Source organism: Streptomyces sp. CNP082, assembly GCF_059570535.1.
This window is the reverse complement of sequence record NZ_JCANSZ010000003.1, coordinates 184,867-201,272: the sequence shown is the minus strand read 5'-3', so window position 1 is coordinate 201,272 and position 16,406 is coordinate 184,867. Positions and strand designations below refer to the sequence as shown.

The 16,406-nt window shown below is 72.0% G+C and carries 13 protein-coding genes and 1 tRNA gene; 8 read left to right on the top strand and 6 right to left on the bottom strand.

Annotated features, from left to right (window positions below; all coding sequences use genetic code 11):
• Positions 1-44: 44 nt before the first annotated feature.
• Positions 45-1,121: a S1 family peptidase gene (locus B124_RS03840; protein WP_496501178.1), complete on the bottom strand. Its 1,077-nt coding sequence runs from the start codon at positions 1,119-1,121 to the stop codon at positions 45-47.
• Positions 1,122-1,502: 381 nt separating this feature from the next.
• On the opposite strand from B124_RS03840, the gene cimA reads away from it, so the two are divergent.
• Positions 1,503-3,134 (top strand): citramalate synthase, encoded by a 1,632-nt coding sequence (gene cimA, locus B124_RS03835; RefSeq protein ID WP_496501177.1) that lies wholly within the window; start codon positions 1,503-1,505, stop codon positions 3,132-3,134.
• Here cimA and B124_RS03830 read toward each other — a convergent pair.
• Both B124_RS03830 and B124_RS03825 read right to left on the bottom strand, forming a co-directional pair.
• Positions 3,052-4,662 carry an MFS transporter gene (locus tag B124_RS03830; RefSeq protein WP_496501176.1) on the bottom strand — a complete coding sequence of 537 codons (1,611 nt, stop codon included), beginning with the start codon at positions 4,660-4,662 and terminating at the stop codon, positions 3,052-3,054. The two genes, cimA and B124_RS03830, sit on opposite strands and share 83 nt — an antisense overlap.
• A 101-nt stretch (positions 4,663-4,763) precedes the next feature.
• Complete coding sequence (locus B124_RS03825) at positions 4,764-5,264, bottom strand: MarR family winged helix-turn-helix transcriptional regulator (RefSeq protein ID WP_496501175.1); 501 nt, start codon at positions 5,262-5,264, stop codon at positions 4,764-4,766.
• Between the two features lie 216 nt (positions 5,265-5,480).
• Here B124_RS03825 and B124_RS03820 point away from each other — a divergent pair, with 216 nt between their 5' ends.
• Positions 5,481-7,097 carry an acyl-CoA carboxylase subunit beta gene (locus tag B124_RS03820; protein WP_496501174.1) on the top strand — a complete coding sequence of 539 codons (1,617 nt, stop codon included), beginning with the start codon at positions 5,481-5,483 and terminating at the stop codon, positions 7,095-7,097.
• A gap of 58 nt (positions 7,098-7,155) precedes the next feature.
• Positions 7,156-7,368 carry an acyl-CoA carboxylase epsilon subunit gene (locus tag B124_RS03815; RefSeq protein ID WP_496501173.1) on the top strand — a complete coding sequence of 71 codons (213 nt, stop codon included), beginning with the start codon at positions 7,156-7,158 and terminating at the stop codon, positions 7,366-7,368.
• Between the two features lie 366 nt (positions 7,369-7,734).
• Here B124_RS03815 and gltX read toward each other — a convergent pair whose 3' ends face one another.
• The 3 genes from gltX to B124_RS03800 are packed head-to-tail and all read right to left on the bottom strand — an operon-like array spanning position 7,735 to position 10,265.
• Positions 7,735-9,228: a glutamate--tRNA ligase gene (gene gltX / locus B124_RS03810; protein ID WP_496501172.1), complete on the bottom strand. Its 1,494-nt coding sequence runs from the start codon at positions 9,226-9,228 to the stop codon at positions 7,735-7,737.
• Entirely contained in the window at positions 9,221-10,033 is an 813-nt protein-coding gene (locus tag B124_RS03805) for a fumarylacetoacetate hydrolase family protein (protein WP_496501171.1), read from the bottom strand. The genes gltX and B124_RS03805 overlap by 8 nt, the downstream gene beginning before the upstream one ends.
• 43 nt (positions 10,034-10,076) lie before the next feature.
• The gene (locus tag B124_RS03800; RefSeq protein ID WP_496501170.1) at positions 10,077-10,265 is read right to left on the bottom strand and encodes a hypothetical protein; all 189 of its coding nucleotides are present in this window, start codon (positions 10,263-10,265) and stop codon (positions 10,077-10,079) included.
• Positions 10,266-10,904: 639 nt separating this feature from the next.
• On the opposite strand from B124_RS03800, the gene B124_RS03795 reads away from it, so the two are divergent.
• The 5 genes from B124_RS03795 (at position 10,905) to B124_RS03775 (ending at position 16,405) form a co-directional block, all read left to right on the top strand.
• Positions 10,905-14,744, top strand: coding sequence for a sensor histidine kinase (locus B124_RS03795; protein WP_496501169.1), 3,840 nt, complete (start codon positions 10,905-10,907; stop codon positions 14,742-14,744).
• Positions 14,745-15,167: a roadblock/LC7 domain-containing protein gene (locus tag B124_RS03790; RefSeq protein WP_047018298.1), complete on the top strand. Its 423-nt coding sequence runs from the start codon at positions 14,745-14,747 to the stop codon at positions 15,165-15,167.
• A 71-nt stretch (positions 15,168-15,238) separates the two neighbouring features.
• On the top strand, positions 15,239-15,649 hold the full coding sequence (locus B124_RS03785) for a DUF742 domain-containing protein (RefSeq protein ID WP_496501168.1): 411 nt from the start codon (positions 15,239-15,241) through the stop codon (positions 15,647-15,649).
• A complete protein-coding gene (locus B124_RS03780; RefSeq protein WP_496501167.1) occupies positions 15,630-16,223 on the top strand; it encodes a GTP-binding protein in 594 nt (197 codons plus the stop codon). Before B124_RS03785 ends, B124_RS03780 begins: the two co-directional genes overlap by 20 nt.
• 110 nt (positions 16,224-16,333) lie before the next feature.
• Positions 16,334-16,405 (top strand) — tRNA-Gln (locus tag B124_RS03775).
• Position 16,406 lies beyond the last annotated feature (1 nt).

Genomic DNA, 16,406 nt, shown 5'->3' with positions numbered 1-16,406 from the left:
TCCGGCGGCGGCCCCGCGCGTGCCGTCGTGCTGGTGCCCGTGCGTCAGTAGACGCTCACGCCGTACGCGCTCAGCGCCTCGGTGACCGGCTGGTGGATGGCGGAGCCGCTGGTGCCGCTGCAGCCCGAGCTGCCGGAGTGGATGCCGTACGCGACGGAGCCCGAGAAGTGGGCGCCGCCGCTGTCGCCGCCGGCGGAGCAGGCGGTGGTGCGGACCATGTTGTAGACCGGGCCGTCGCTGTAGTTGACGGTCACGTTCACGGCGGTCACGGTGCCGCTGGTGACCTGGGTGGTGGAGCCGCTCTTCTGGATGGCCTGGCCGACGACGGCGTTGGCGGCGCTGGTGATGTCCCGGGTGCTGCCGTTGTAGAGGTTCACGGTGCCCGCGGGGGAGGAGCCGTCGGTGTAGCGGACGATGCCGTAGTCGTTGGTCGGGAAGCTGGTGCCCTCGCGGGTGCCGATGGCCGGGCCGCCGCTGGTGGCCGACCAGGAGGAGCCCGCGTTGGTGCAGTGGCCCGCGGTGACGAAGTAGCGGGCGCCGTTCTTGGTCACGTTGAACGCCGCGGAGCAGCGGTAGCCGCCGCCGTAGATCGCGTCGCCGCCGAGGACCTCCTTGCGGAACGCCCCGGGTATGCGCTCCACCCGGGCCGCGCCGTCGAGGCTCCGCGCGACGCGCTCGAGCTTCGCGTACTCGGCGCCGGAGACCGTGGAGTCGGCCTGCACGGCTATCTGGTTCGTGGCCGGATCGACACCCCAGGAGGTGCCGGTGATCTTCGCCCGGTCCTCGAAGGCGCCCATCGCGGAGCGCAGTTCCGCGGCGCTGTGCTCGACCACCTCGGCGCGGGCGCCGGCGGCGCGGGCCTCGGCGGCGGCGGCCTCGTCGGTGACCGTCACGACCAGCTCGCCGGTGTCGGCGTCCAGGTACGTACCGGCGCTGTCGGCGCCGAGGGCGCGCGTGACGTCGGCGTTGAGCGCGATCGTCGCCGCGCCGGCCTGCACCCCCTGGCCGGGGCGGTCGGCGGGCGGGGGTGCCGCGGCGGCCGTGGAGCCGAGTGCGGCGGTGCCGAGGAGGAGAAGGGCGGCGACGGTGCCGCCCAGACGCGCGGACATCTGGGGTCTCATGCGGTGGTTCTCCTTTGGTGTGAACCAGGTGGGGGTGTGGGGGGTGCCGTACTGACTGGCCTGGACCAAATTGGCACGCGCATGACATCCACACAAGACCGCATTGCGCCCTGGCCTCCGCGTACGAAAGAGAACACATTGCCCGTATCGTGAGACGGGACTCCAGGCAGGGCGGGGCGTGTGCCAGACTGCGCGACGTGACCTCGTTTGCCGTCATGATTATGGGCAACAGGCGCGCCGGTCCGCGCTGACCCGTACCGCGATCCGCATGCGGTGCTGGCTCACCGCGTCCCAGACCCGCGCGCAGACCTCTCGCGACCCGCGAGGGGTCTTTTCCGTTTCCGGGACCGGAGAGCACACCCTCCCGACAGGAGCACTTCGATGAGCACAGAGCCGGAAGCCCCGAAGACCCCCGATGACGCGTTCCACGTCTTCGACACCACGCTGCGCGACGGCGCGCAGCGCGAGGGCATCAGCCTGACCGTCGCGGACAAGCTGGCCATCGCCCGGCACCTCGACGACTTCGGCGTGGGCTTCATCGAGGGCGGCTGGCCCGGCGCGGTGCCCCGGGACACGGAGTTCTTCCGCCGCGCCCGCGACGAGATCGACTTCCGGCACGCGCAGCTCGTCGCCTTCGGGGCCACCCGCAAGGCGGGCGTACGGGTCGAGGACGACCCGCAGGTGCACGCGCTGCTGGAGTCCAAGGCCCCCGTCGTCACGCTGGTCGCCAAGGCGCACGACCGGCACGTGGAGCTGGCGCTGCGCACCACGCTGGAGGAGAACCTGGCGATGGTCCGGGACACGGTGGCGTTCCTGCGCGAGCACGGCCGCCGGGTCTTCGTCGACTGCGAGCACTTCTTCGACGGCCACCGCGCCAACGCCGCGTACGCCAAGCAGGTCGTCGCCGCCGCGCACGAGGCCGGCGCCGACGTCGTCGTGCTCTGCGACACCAACGGCGGCATGCTCCCCGGCCAGGTGCGCGAGACCGTCGCCGAGGTGCTGGCGGCCACCGGCGCGCGGCTGGGCATGCACGCCCAGGACGACTCCGGCTGCGGCGTGGCCAACACCCTGGCCGCCGTCGACGGCGGTGCCACGCACGTGCAGTGCACCGCCAACGGCTACGGCGAGCGCGTCGGCAACGCCAACCTCTTCCCCGTCGTGGCCGCGCTGGAGCTGAAGTACGGCATGCGGGTGCTGCCCGAGGGCAGGCTGGCGGAGATGACCCGGATCTCGCACGCCGTCGCCGAGGTCGTGAACATCGCGCCCGCCACCCACCAGCCGTACGTGGGCGTCTCGGCCTTCGCCCACAAGGCCGGCCTGCACGCCTCCGCCATCAAGGTCGACCCCGACCTGTACCAGCACATCGACCCCGAGCTGGTCGGCAACCGGCTGCGCATGCTGGTCTCCGACATGGCCGGCCGGGCGTCCATCGAGCTGAAGGGCCGGGACCTCGGCCTCGACCTCGGCGACGACCGCGAGCTGCTGAGCCGGGTGGTGGCGCGGGTCAAGGAGAACGAGCTGCGCGGGCTGACGTACGAGGCCGCCGACGCCTCCTTCGAACTGCTGCTCCGCGAGGAGCTGCAGGTGCGCGAGTCCGGCCGGGCGCGGCGCTACTTCCGTACCGAGTCCTGGCGGGCCATCGCCGAGGACCGGCCGGACGGCACCCACGCCAACGAGGCCACGGTCAAGCTGTGGGCCAAGGGCGAGCGGACCGTCGTCACGGCGGAGGGCAAAGGCCCGGTCCACGCGCTGGACCGGGCCCTCAGAGTGGCGCTGGAGCGGATCTACCCCCAGCTCGCGGGCTTCCAGCTCGTCGACTACAAGGTGCGGATCCTGGAGGGGACCCACGGCACGGAGTCGACGACGCGCGTGCTCATCACCACCAGCGACGGCCGCGGCGAGTGGGACACCGTCGGCGTCGCGGACAACGTCATCGCGGCGTCGTGGCAGGCGCTTGACGACGCGTACGCCTACGGTCTGCTGCGGGCCGGGGTGGTGCCGCAGGAGGAGTAGCGGCGGCCGTCGCGCCGGCGCCCCCGGCGCCGGCGTCCTCCGCCGGGGCGCTCTCCGCACGGGCCCCCGCCGCGCCGGCGCCCGGCTGCCGCGGCCCGCCGGGCGTACCCGGCCGGAGCACCGCCAGCGTCAGCACCGCCGCCGCGGCGACCAGCGCCGCCCCGATGCCGAACGCCAGTTGGAAGCCGCCCGTCAGCGCCGCGTCCCGGCCCTCCCCGGCCGCGGCCAGCGACTCCGTGCGCCCCGCCGCCAGCGTGGTGAGCACCGCGACGCCCAGCGCGCCGCCGATCTGCTGACCGGTGTTGAACAGCCCGGAGACGACCCCGGCGTCGTCCTCGCGCGCCCCGGACATGCCCAGCGCGGTCATCGCAGGCAGCACCAGTCCGCCGCCGCCGATCAGCAGCATCGTCGGCAGCAGGTGGGTCACGTAGCTCACCTCGGCGGGATCCCGCGGGACGCGGACCAGCAGCGCCAGGGCGAGCGCGAGGAGCACCAGCCCGGCCAGCAGCACCGACCGCTCGCCGAACCGCGCCACCAGCCGGGCGGAGACGAGCAGCGAGGTGACGCCGATGGTGGCCGCGGCCGGCAGCATCGCCAGGCCGGTCTCGGCGGCGCCGTAGCCCAGCACCTGCTGCATGTAGAGCGCGACGACGATCTGGAAGGCGAACATTCCGGCGATAACGAGCAGTTGGACAGCGTTGGCGCCGGAGACGGCGCGCGAGCGGAAGACGCGCAGCGGCAGCAGCGGGGTGGCGGCCCGGGCCTGGCGGAGCACGAAGCCGGTGAGCAGGGCGGCGGCGAGCGCGGCGGAGCCGAGGGTGCGGCCGGAGGTCCAGCCGTGGCTCTCGGTCTCGACGATGGTGTAGACGCCGAGCATCAGCCCGGAGGTGACCAGCAGCGCCCCGGCGACATCGGCGCCCGCGGCCAGGCCGAGCCGCCCGTCGGCCGCGCCGCCGGGCAGCAAGCGCAGCGCGAGTACGGCGGTGGCCAGGCCGATGGGCAGGTTGACGAGGAAGATCCAGTGCCAGTTCAGCGCGTCGGTGAGCACGCCGCCGAGCACCTGGCCCAGTGAGGCGCCGGTCGCGCCGGTGAACGCGAAGGCGCCGATGGCCTTCGCCCGCTCCTTCGCGTCCGTGAAGAGCGTGACGATCATGCCGAGCCCTACGGCCGAGGCCAGCGCCCCGCCGACGCCTTGCAGGAAGCGCGCGGCGATCAGCGTCCACGGCTCGGCGGCCAGCGCGCACAGCAGCGAGGCGACGGTGAAGAGCACGATGCCGGCGATGAACACCCGCTTGCGGCCGAGCAGGTCACCGAGGCGGCCGGCGAGGAGGAGCAGCCCGCCGAAGGCGATCATGTAGGCGTTGACGGTCCAGGTCAGGTCGGCGGGCGAGAACCCCAGGTCCTGCTGGATGGCGGGCAGTGCGACGGTGACGATGCTCCCGTCGAGGATGATCATCAGCGCGCCGGTGCAGAGGATCGCGAGTGCGAACCAGCGGGATCTGTCGGGCCGTGGGCCGGTGGCGTTCATGCGGGTTCTCCTGTGCGTGTGGGCAACAGGAGAGACCGTAGCAGATAGTTTTGTACGAGACTATCTGTTGTTCAGTTTTCTTGTACGGACCTTCTTGCCGGCTACCGCCGGGCCTGCCGCGCCCGGCGGACCGGCTGGCCGGACGGGACGGGCTGGGCGAGCGGGCCTTCCGCCAGGCTCTCCAGGCAGCCGGTGAACGCGTCCCGCTGCGCGGCCGGCAGGGCGTCGAGCACCTCCCGGTGCACCCGGTCGACGACCTCCTGGCCGCGCGCCGCGATCTGCGCGCCGGCCTCGGTGACGTGGATGATGCGGGCCCTGCGGTCCGTGCTCGACAGCCGCCGCTCGGCGTACCCGGCCTTCTCCAGGCCGTCCACGGTCACGACCATCGTGGTCTTGTCCATGCGGGCCAGCTCGGCGAGCTGGCCCTGGGTCCGCTCGGCCTCCAGCGCGTGCACCAGCACGCACTGCTCGCGCTGGAGCAGGCCGACCTCGCCCAGCGCGGCGGCCAGGCGGGTGTTGAGGACGTGCGCGGTGTGGACGAGCGCGCCGGTCAGGTCCAGTACGGTACGGGCGGGCGCGCGGGTCTCGGGCGTCGTGGTCATGTGGCCAGGTTAACAAGAAAGTTTGTTGCGAAACCTTCTTGTGCGCTAACGAACTGTCCAACTGCGTTGTCGAAGCCCTACAGCGCCGATCGACGTGTCCTTGGCCGATGTCTGGCCCGGTCACCTGCACATAGTGCCGGATGCTCATGATTTCCCGGCCGACGTTGTAGGGAAATGACATAAGGTTCGATGCCCTCGTACCCGTACCGTCGTTTCATGACCACAGTGGAGTACACCCCCTCCGACGCGGCGGCGGCAGGCGCTGTCGAGAAAGCCGTCGAAAACGAGGCCCGGGGGCGGGCGGCCGAGCTGCGCCGCATTCGCGAGCAGGCCCACGCGGGGCCGAGCGAGCGGGCGACCGCCGCGCAGAAGGCCAAGGGGAAGCTCACTGCCCGGGAGCGGATCGACCTGCTCCTGGACGAGGGGTCGTTCAACGAGGTGGAGCCGCTGCGCCGGCACCGCGCCACCGGCTTCGGCCTGGAGGCCAAGAAGCCGTACACGGACGGTGTGATCACCGGTTGGGGCACGGTGCACGGGCGGACGGTCTTCGTCTACGCGCACGACTTCCGGATCTTCGGCGGCGCGCTCGGCGAGGCGCACGCGAACAAGATCCACAAGATCATGGACAAGGCGATCGCCGCGGGCGCGCCGCTGGTGTCGCTGAACGACGGCGCGGGCGCCCGTATCCAGGAGGGCGTCTCGGCGCTCGCCGGGTACGGCGGCATCTTCCAGCGCAACACCCGCGCGTCCGGCGTCATCCCGCAGATCTCCGTGATGCTCGGCCCGTGCGCGGGCGGCGCGGCGTACAGCCCGGCGCTGACGGACTTCGTGTTCATGGTCCGCGAGACCTCGCAGATGTTCATCACGGGCCCTGACGTGGTCAAGGCGGTGACCGGCGAGGAGATCAGCCAGAACGGCCTGGGCGGCGCGGATGTGCACGCGGAGACGTCGGGGGTCTCCCACTTCGCGTACGACGACGAGGTGACGTGCCTGGAGGAGGTGCGCTACCTGCTGTCGATGCTCCCGCAGAACAACCGGGAGAACCCGCCGGCCGTCACCGCGGAGGACCCGGCCGACCGCGTCGGCGACGCGCTGCTGGACCTGGTGCCGGCCGACGGCAACAGGCCGTACGACATGCGCAAGGTGATCGAGGAGATCGTCGACGACGGCGAGTACCTCGAAGTCCACGAGCGGTGGGCGACCAACCTGATCTGCGCCCTCACCCGGCTCGACGGCCAGGTCGCCGGCATCGTCGCCAACCAGCCGCAGTCGCTGGCGGGCGTGCTGGACATCGAGGCGAGCGAGAAGGGCGCCCGCTTCGTGCAGATGTGCGACGCCTTCAACATCCCGATCGTCACCCTGCTCGACGTCCCGGGCTTCCTGCCCGGCGTCGACCAGGAGCACGGCGGGATCATCCGGCACGGCGCGAAGCTGCTCTACGCCTACTGCAACGCCACCGTGCCGCGGATCTCGGTGGTGGTCAGGAAGGCGTACGGCGGCGCGTACATCGTCATGGACAGCCAGTCCATCGGCGCCGATCTGACCTACGCCTGGCCGACCAACGAGATCGCGGTCATGGGCGCGGAGGGCGCCGCCAACGTGATCTTCCGGCGCGACATCGCCGCTGCGGAAGACCCCGAGGCCAAGCGCGCCGAGATGGTCAAGCAGTACAAGGCCGAGCTGATGCACCCGTACTACGCGGCCGAACGCGGCCTCGTGGACGACGTCATCGACCCCGCGGACACCCGCCGGACCCTCATCCGGTCCCTGGCGATGCTGCGGACGAAGCACGCGGACCTGCCGGCGCGCAAGCACGGCAACCCGCCGCAGTGACCCGCCGCTTCACCGCAGCCCGCAGCCGACCCGCGCAGAACAGCCCAGGAGCCCACACGTGACCACGCAGCACACCGAGAACCTCGTCCGCGTCGAGAAGGGCGAGGCCAGCGAGGAGGAGCTCGCCGCGCTCACCGCGGTGCTGCTCGCCCGCGCCGCCGCCCCGCGGCCGGCGCACCCCCGCCACGGCGGGCACGGCGGCTCCGCGGCCCGCTGGCGCCGGCTGGAGCGCCAGCACGGCTTCCGCGCCCCGCACAGCTGGCAGCGCTGACACGCACCGCCCCACCCGCACCGATGGCCCCGCCTGTGGCGGGGCCATCGCGCGTCATGAGCGCCTCGGCGGGGTGCCGCCAGCCACACCTGGTCCGGCCCGGTGCACACCCTGGCCCGGATGCACACCCCGGCGCGGACGCCCGCGGCTGCAAGCAGCGCGCGAGCTGAGGTCACCTCGGGGGCCAGGGCCGTGGCCCGGTACGCCGCGGCGGAGCCGCCACCGGCCGGATCCGGGCGGCGTACACGGCGGTGAACGCGGCCGTCACGACGACGGCGATCCAGCCGGGCGGGCCGGGCCCGCCCGGCGCACCGGCCGCCCGTCACTCCCGGCGATGCGCCGGGGCCGCGGCCCGGCCGGGCGCCGCTAGCCCTGCGCCCCCTCCAGGCGGGCCAGCGCCGCGTCCACGCGCGCCAGCGTGCGCTCGCGGCCCAGCACCTCCAGGGACTCGAACAGCGGCAGCCCCACCGTCCGCCCCGTCACCGCGACCCGCACCGGCGCCTGCGCCTTGCCCAGCTTCAGGCCGTGCTCCTCGCCCGCGGCGAGCACCGCCTCCTTCAGCGGCTCCGCCGACCACTCGGCCGCCGCCAGCTTCGCGCGTGCCGTACGCAGCAGGTCGGCCGCGCCCGGCTTCATGGCCTTGTCCCAGGACTTCTCGTCCGGCACCGGCTCGTCCAGGAAGAGGAAGTCGACGTTGGCGGTGATGTCGGACAGCACTGTCAGCCGCGTCTGCGCCAGCGGCGCCACCGCCGCGAAGGCGTCCGCGTCGAACGAATCCGCCGGCCACGGCGCGTACGGCGGGCGCAGCCAGGGCGTGCAGCGCTCGGCGAAGTCCTTCACGTCCAGCATGCGGATGTGGTCGGCGTTGATGGCCTCGGCCTTCTTCAGGTCGAAGCGGGCCGGGTTGGGCACCACGTCGGCGATGTCGAAGGCCGCGACCAGCTCCTCGCGGGTGAAGACGTCGCGGTCGGCGGAGAGCGACCAGCCCAGCAGCGAGAGGTAGTTGATCAGCCCCTCGGGCAGGAAGCCGCGCTCGCGGTAGAGGTTGAGCGAGGACTGCGGGTCGCGCTTGGAGAGCTTCTTGTTGCCCTCGCCCATGACGTACGGCAGGTGGCCGAACTCCGGCACCCGCTTGGCGACGCCGAGGCCGGTCAGCGCGCGGTAGAGCGCGATCTGCCGCGGGGTGGAGGACAGCAGGTCCTCGCCGCGCAGCACGTGCGTGATCTCCATCAGCGCGTCGTCGACGGGGTTGACCAGGGTGTAGAGCGGGGCGCCGTTGGCGCGTACCAGGCCGTAGTCCGTGACGTGCTCGGGGGCGAAGGTCAGCTCGCCGCGCACCAGGTCGGTGAAGGTGATCGTCTCGTCCGGCATGCGGAAGCGGACGATCGAGGTCCGGCCCTCGGCCTCGTACGCGGCCACCTGCCCGGCGGTCAGCTCCCGGCAGTGCCCGTCGTACCCGGAGGGCCGCCCGGCCGCGCGCGCCGCCTCGCGGCGCTCCTCCAGCTCCGCCGCGGTGCAGTAGCAGCGGTAGGCGTGCCCGGCGTCCTGGAGCCGGCGGGCCACGTCGGCGTAGATGTCCATGCGCTGCGACTGCCGGTACGGCGCGTGCGGGCCGCCGGCCTCGGGGCCCTCGTCCCAGTCGATGCCGAGCCAGCGGAAGGAGTCGAGCAGTTGCTCGTAGGACTCCTCGGAGTCGCGGGCCGCGTCGGTGTCCTCGATCCGGAAGACCAGCGAGCCGCCGGTGTGACGGGCGTACGCCCAGTTGAACAGGGCGGTGCGCACCAGGCCCACGTGGGGGTTGCCGGTGGGCGAGGGACAGAAGCGGACCCGTACGGGGACCGGGGGGGCTGCGCTAGCCACGCTTGATCACCTTGTTGGCGAGAGTGCCGATGCCTTCGATGGTGACGGCGACCTCGTCGCCGTCCTGGAGCGGGCCGACGCCCGCGGGGGTTCCGGTCAGGATGACGTCGCCGGGCAGCAGCGTCATCGCCTCGGTGATGTGCACGATCAGCTCGGGGATCGAGCGGACCATGTCCGTCGTCCGGCCGAGCTGGCGCTGGGCGCCGTTGACGGTGCACTGGATGGCGATGCCCTCGGCGATCCGGGCCGGGGCCAGCTCCGTCTCGACCCAGGGGCCGAGCGGGCAGGAGGTGTCGAAGCCCTTGGCGCGGGCCCACTGCTTCTCCCGCCGCTGGACGTCGCGTGCGGTCACGTCGTTCGCGCAGGTGTAGCCGAGGATCACGTCCTGGGCCCGCTCCAGCGGCACTTCGCGGCAGAGCCGGCCGATGACGACGGCCAGCTCCGCCTCGTGCTGCAGGTCCGCGGAGAAGGAGGGGTACGCGATGGGGTCGCCGGGGCCGATCACCGAGGTGGACGGCTTGAAGAAGGTGACGGGCACCTCGGGCACCTCGTTGCCGAGCTCCGCGGCGTGCTCGGCGTAGTTGCGGCCGATCGCGACGACCTTGCTGGGGAGCACGGGGGGCAGCAGCCGCACCTTGTCCAGCGGGAGCTTGCGGCCCGACCGCTCGAACTCGGCGAACGGATGGCCCTTGATCACGTCGAGGGTGACCTCGCCCTGCGGGGTGCCGGTGCCGTCGAAGCCGTCGGAGCCTTCGACCACACCGAACGCGACACTGCCGTCGACGGAGAACCTGGCGATACGCACGGGCCCAGGCTATCGCCCCGCCGCCGCCCGCCCCGCCGCCCGGTCAGGCTCCGGACGGGAGGTCCGCCAGCACGGTACGGCGCGGGTTCGCGGTGCGCTCCGGCGGCTGCGCGGCCGGGGCGGCGGCGATCCGGGGGGCCGAGTCGGGCGGCTCGGGAAGCAGCAGGTCCGCGGCGTCGTCGAGGTCGGCGAGGGTGGTGCGCCGCGGGTTGGCTATGGTGCGGAAGATCATGGTGTGAGGCGTGCCTTTACGTGCTGGGGCCCGCAGTTGGGCCGGGAAGACCGTGCCTGACGGAGCGGCTTTACGGAATGCTCCGTTGTGTCAAAGGAAGAGTAGGCGCTGCTATTCCCCGCGCCGCTGGGACCCATCCCGTAGGGCATTGTGACTTTGCTCACCTCCACGGTGACGAATGCCAAATATCGTCGGCTCCGCCGATAGGTCGAAACGGGTCGTCTCCCTACAGGAGCGACATTTCCCAATCGATGCGCTCGACCCGGGACACAGGGCTGCGGCATGCACCTCGTAGGAAAATGTCCGTTATCCCCACCCGTTGCTTCCACCCCGTGTAGCGTGGCTGGCACGGTGCGTAGTGACTGCTGGGCTGTTACCCCCGGGCCTTGTTGGAGATCCCGGCACTGTGCTGGAATTCCACGGACCGTCGCTGGGGTGCAGTCGACGCAGGGGCGCAACGGGGCGCCACGCGGGGGACTGCACGGGGAGCTTGCGCCGGTTGGTTCACGGCGGGCGGGGGCCTAAGCTCCCGCACGACCAGACAACGCTCCGGTGCATGCGCCGGAGCCGGTCCTAGAGGTTGCGACGCTAGTGCAGGGACGATTGAAGACTGACGGCAGCGTTCCGGGCGAGCCTGAGGTGCGCGGGAAGACCGACCGCGCAGCCTCCCTTCGGTACGGCCAGAGCGCGGGCTCCTCGCCGGACCGGAACGCCGACCGCGGCGGCGCCCGAATACCCGCGCCCGAAGCCGGTGACTTCGCCAGCGTGCAGCAGCCCAAGGGCTCGAAGGGGCCGGGTTCCCGGATCCTGCTGCGCAACTGGCGCATCAGCACCAGACTTGTCTCGCTCCTCGCGCTCCCCGTGGTCGCCGCGACCACGCTGGGAGCTTTCCGCATCGAGGACTCCTGGCAGAACCTCCAGCAGCTCGAGAACATGAAGCTGCTGACGGACATGACCGAGGAGGCCACGGAGCTCGCCGACATGCTCCAGCAGGAGCGTGACAAGTCGGCCGGCCTCATCGTCGACGGCAACCCCAAGCACCCGGACATCACCGACGCCCGCGACGAGACCGACAAGGCCCTGATCGCCTTCACCCGGTCCGCGGACGAGATCGACACCACCGATGACGAGGACCTCGCCGGGGTCAACAACTCGCTCACGAGCGTCATCGAGAAGCTCAACAAGATCAACAGCATTCGCAAGACGGCCTATTCGGACGACACCGGCGGCGCCGCCCAGACGGTCAAGGCGTACGGCGAGCTGATCGACTCCCTGGTCTCGCTCTCCCAGGACATGGCCCTGGCCACCAGCAACCCGGACATGATCGCCAAGACCCGGGCGCTGGCCACCTTCTCCTCCGCCAAGGAGTACGCCTCCGTCCAGCAGGCGATCATCAGCGCCGCCCTCGCCGAGGAGCCGCGCGACGAGTTCGCCGAGGCCGACCGGCTGGAGGCCGCCTCCGCCCAGGACGCGGAAAGCTCCTCGCTCAAGCTCTTCGCCCACCTGTACTCCGGCCGGATCGGCCTGACGGATCTGATGCGCTCGCTGGACGGCGGCAACGCCTCCGTGCAGCAGGCCGACACGTTCGCCAAGAACCTGGTGAACAACCCGGACAGCATCAAGAACGCCGACATGAGCTACCGGCACTGGTACGAGCTGGACAGCGTCAAGATCGAAGAGATGAAGAAGATCGAGCAGCACCTGCTCCAGGAGATGGAGCAGGCCGCGCGCGATCTGCGGTCCGACGCCCAGCAGGACGCGATCTTCAACGGCGTCCTGATCCTCCTCGTCCTGCTCATCTCCCTCGCCGGCGCGTTCGTCGTCGCCCGCTCCATGGTCCGTTCGCTGCGCCGGCTGCAGGACACCGCGCAGACCGTCGCCCAGAAGCGGCTGCCCGAGCTGGTCAAGCAACTCTCCGACGCCGACCCGCAGGACGTCGACACCTCCGTCGAGACCGTCGGCGTCCACAGCCGGGACGAGATCGGCAAGGTGGCGTCCGCGTTCGACGACGTGCACCGCGAAGCGGTCCGGCTGGCCGCGGAACAGGCGCTGCTGCGGGGCAACGTGAACGCGATGTTCACCAACCTCTCGCGCCGGAGCCAGGGCCTCATCCAGCGCCAGCTCTCTCTTATATCCGAACTGGAGTCCCGCGAGGCCGACCCGGACCAGCTCGAGAACCTCTTCAAGCTCGACCACCTCGCGACCCGCATGCGCCGCAACGGCGAGAACCTGCTCGTCCTCGCGGGCGAGGAGCCGGGCCGCCGGTGGACCCGCCCGGTCCCGCTGGTCGACGTGCTGCGCGCCGCCGCCTCCGAGGTGGAGCAGTACGAGCGCATCGAACTGTCCGCCGTGCCGGCCACCCAGGTCGCCGGCCGCGTCGTCAACGACCTCGTCCACCTGCTCGCCGAGCTGCTGGAGAACGCCACGTCGTTCTCCTCGCCGCAGACCAAGGTCAAGGTCACCGGCCACGCGCTGCCCGACGGGCGGGTGCTGGTCGAGATCCACGACACCGGCATCGGCCTGTCGCCCGAGGACCTCGCGGCGATCAACGAGCGGCTGGCCAACCCGCCCACGGTCGACGTCTCCGTCTCCCGCCGCATGGGCCTGTTCGTGGTCGGCCGGCTGTCCCTGCGCCACGGCATCCGCATCCAGTTGCGCCCCTCCGACTCCGGCGGCACCACCGCGCTGGTCATGCTCCCCGTCGACGTCACGCAGAACGGCGGCGGCAAGCAGCCGGCGGGCGCGGGCGGCAAGTCCGGCGCGGGCGCCGAAGGACCCGGCAAGGGCGCCCCGGTGCGCGGCGGTGCCGCGGGCCGCGCGGGCGCGATGAGCAGGCTCGGTGCCGCGCAGCAGCGCGGCCAGGTGGGGGCGGGTGCCGGCGCCGGCCGGCCCGCGCTGCCCAGCCGCGAGGCCGGCGCCTCCGGCGGGCCCGGCGGTACGGGCGGACCCGGCGGCCCCGGCCAGCGGCCCGGGCTGCCCGGACGCGAACCCGCCGGCGCCGGTTCGGGCCTCGGCCGCTCGCCGGGCTCCGCCTTCCCCGGCGGCTCGGCCTTCGGTGCCGCACCGGATGCGAACTCCAATTCGGCCGCCGGTCTCGGCGCCCCGCCCTCCCGTCCCGGGCTGCCCGCCCGGCCGGGCGCTGACTCCGGCGCCCGCGAGCCGGCCGACGCCCAGCACACCGGCGCCGGGCTCCGCGACTCCGGCCGCGACCAGCACGACGGACCGCGGCAGCACGACGACGCCGACACCACGCAGTTCGCCCGCCCCGACGTCTCCGGCCCGCCGCCGGGCGGGGGGATCCCGGCGTTCGGCTCCGCGCCGCCGCCGCGCTCCCCGCAGCCGCCCGTACCCGGCGAGGCCGCCTCGTACGGCCCTCCGCAGGACACCGGCGAGCACCCGGCGCTGCCCCCGCAGCCCCGCCCGCAGCCCCGCTCCGGCCCGGGGGACACCGGCGCCCACCCCGTCGCCCGCCCCGGCGCGGCCCCGCACGATACGGGCGCACACCCGGTGGCGCGGCCCGGTCCCGGTGACACCGGTGAGTACGCGATGCCGGGCCAGCGGCCCGGTCCCGGTGACACCGGTGAGTACGCGATGCCGGGCCAGCGGCCTGGTCCCGGTGACACCGGTGAGTACGCGATGCCGGGCCAGCGGCCCGGCCCTGGCGACACCGGTGAGTACGCCATGCCCGGCCAGCGGCCCGGCCCTGGCGACACCGGTGAGTACGCCATGCCCGGCCAGCGGCCCGGCCCTGGCGACACCGGTGAGTACGCCATGCCCGGCCAGCGGCCCGGCCCTGGCGACACCGGTGAGTACGCCATGCCCGGCCAGCGGCCCGGCCCTGGCGACACCGGTGAGTACGCCATGCCCGGCCAGCGGCCCGGCCCCGGTGACACCGGCTCGTACCCGACGGCGGTCCCGCAGCAGCGGGCCACGTCGCCCCTGGACGACGGCCTGCTCGACGGCGGCCCCGTACCCACCAGCGGCGACGAACCCACGCCGATCTTCGCGTCGATGGAGTCGAACTGGTTCCGCGGGAACCGCGGTCGCGGGCCGGCGCCCGCGGCCCCCGGCGCCGGGCAGCCCCAGGCCGAGGCGCCGCCGGCCGCACAGCCGGACCAGGACGCCGCGGCGGCCCCCGCCGCTCCCGCACCGCAGCCGGCCACGGCCACCCCCGCACCGGCCTGGCGGCCCTCGCCCAACGACGACCTGCGGCGCCGCGCGGAGCAGTTGCGCACCCCGCAGGCGGGCGGCGTCACCACGTCGGGCCTGCCGCGGCGGGTGCCGCGCGCCAACCTCGTCGCGGGCACCGCGCAGCAGTCCGCGAACGCCAGCGGAACCCAGGTCTCTCGCGCGCCTGACGACGTGCGCGGCAGGCTGACGAGCCTGCGCCGGGGAATCCAGCGGGGCCGCCAGGCCGGCGGCACCGGTGAGACCCTCGGCGGCAACGGCTTTGGTCCCACCTATCAGCAGGAGCGTTAGTTGAGTCCATTGAGCCAGGCGGCGCAGAACCTGAACTGGTTGATCACTAATTTCGTGGACAACACCCCGGGGGTGTCGCACACGGTGGTGGTCTCCGCCGACGGACTCCTCCTCGCGATGTCCGACGGCTTCCCGCGCGACCGCGCCGACCAACTGGCGGCGGTGGCGTCCGGTCTGACGTCGCTGACGGCCGGTGCCTCGCGCATTTTCGAAGGCGGCAGTGTGAACCAGACGGTGGTGGAGATGGAGCGCGGCTTCCTCTTCATCATGTCTATTTCGGACGGTTCCTCGCTGGCCGTGCTGGCGCACCCCGAGTGCGACATCGGCCTGGTGGGTTACGAGATGGCGTTGCTGGTCGACCGGGCGGGCGCGGTGCTCACCCCCGATCTGCGCGCGGAACTGCAGGGCAGCCTGCTGAACTGAACGACGGTCGGCCGCCCGGCCGCCCGCTTTACCGACCTTCCCCATCGGCCATGTTCCCGCCCGGAGGATCCATGACCCCGCCACCCGCCTCACCCGACTCGTACGGTGGTGCCCAGCATCAGCCCTACGAAGGTGACGGAGATCAGCCGCTGGTCCGGCCTTATGCCATGACCGGTGGCCGGACCCGGCCCCGTTATCAGCTTGCCATCGAGGCGCTGGTGAGCACGTCGGCCGACCCGATGCGGCTGCAGGGGCTGCTTCCGGAGCACCAGCGGATCTGCCACCTGTGCCGTGAGGTGAAATCCGTTGCCGAGGTCTCCGCGCTGCTGACCCTGCCGCTGGGCGTCGCGCGCATTCTCGTCGCCGACCTGGCCGAAGCCGGCCTTGTGGCGATTCACCAGCCCGGCGGCGGCACGGATGGTGACGGAACCCCCGATGTGACTTTGCTCGAAAGGGTGCTCAGTGGACTTCGCAAGCTCTAGTGGTGTGGCCGATTCTTCTCCGGCTCGTGCGACCACGTCGGCGAAGATCGTGGTGGCGGGTGGTTTCGGGGTAGGGAAGACCACGTTCGTGGGTTCGGTGTCGGAGATCAATCCGCTGCGTACTGAGGCGGTGATGACGTCGGCGTCTGCGGGGATCGATGATCTGTCGCAGGTGTCGGGGAAGACCACGACGACGGTGGCGATGGACTTCGGGCGTATCACGTTGGATCAGGATTTGATCCTGTATCTGTTTGGGACGCCTGGTCAGGATCGTTTCTGGTTCATGTGGGACGATCTGGTGCGTGGTGCCATCGGTGCGGTGGTGCTGGTGGATACGCGGCGGTTGGCGGATTGTTTCCCGGCGGTGGATTACTTCGAGAACTCGGGGTTGCCGTTCGTGATCGCGTTGAACGGGTTTGACGGTCATCAGCCGTACTCGCCGGATGAGGTGCGTGAGGCGCTGCAGATCGGGCCGGAGACGCCGATCCTGACCACGGACGCCCGGCAGCGCTCGGAGTCCAAGTCCACACTGATCACACTCGTCGAGCACGCCCTCATGGCCAGGCTGCGCTAGGGCCTGTCTAACCCGTTTTGGAGTGCGGTCCGCGATCGGGTAATGTTCTGTCCGTCGCCGGGAACGGCGGCCACCTGAACAGGACCCCCGCGACGGGGGTTGTGTTTTGGTGGGGTATGGTGTAATTGGCAGCACGACGGATTCTGGTTCCGTTAGTCTAGGTTCGAGTCCTGGTACCCCAGC

What these genes read in the sequence shown, in the direction of transcription:
- B124_RS03840 (WP_496501178.1), bottom strand. Translation starts at nt 1,121, where the DNA reads ATGAGACCCCAGATGTCCGCGCGTCTGGGCGGCACCGTCGCCGCCCTT.
- cimA (WP_496501177.1), top strand. Translation starts at nt 1,503, where the DNA reads ATGAGCACAGAGCCGGAAGCCCCGAAGACCCCCGATGACGCGTTCCAC.
- B124_RS03830 (WP_496501176.1), bottom strand. Translation starts at nt 4,662, where the DNA reads ATGAACGCCACCGGCCCACGGCCCGACAGATCCCGCTGGTTCGCACTC.
- B124_RS03825 (WP_496501175.1), bottom strand. Translation starts at nt 5,264, where the DNA reads ATGACCACGACGCCCGAGACCCGCGCGCCCGCCCGTACCGTACTGGAC.
- B124_RS03820 (WP_496501174.1), top strand. Translation starts at nt 5,481, where the DNA reads ATGACCACAGTGGAGTACACCCCCTCCGACGCGGCGGCGGCAGGCGCT.
- B124_RS03800 (WP_496501170.1), bottom strand. Translation starts at nt 10,265, where the DNA reads ATGATCTTCCGCACCATAGCCAACCCGCGGCGCACCACCCTCGCCGAC.
- B124_RS03785 (WP_496501168.1), top strand. Translation starts at nt 15,239, where the DNA reads ATGACCCCGCCACCCGCCTCACCCGACTCGTACGGTGGTGCCCAGCAT.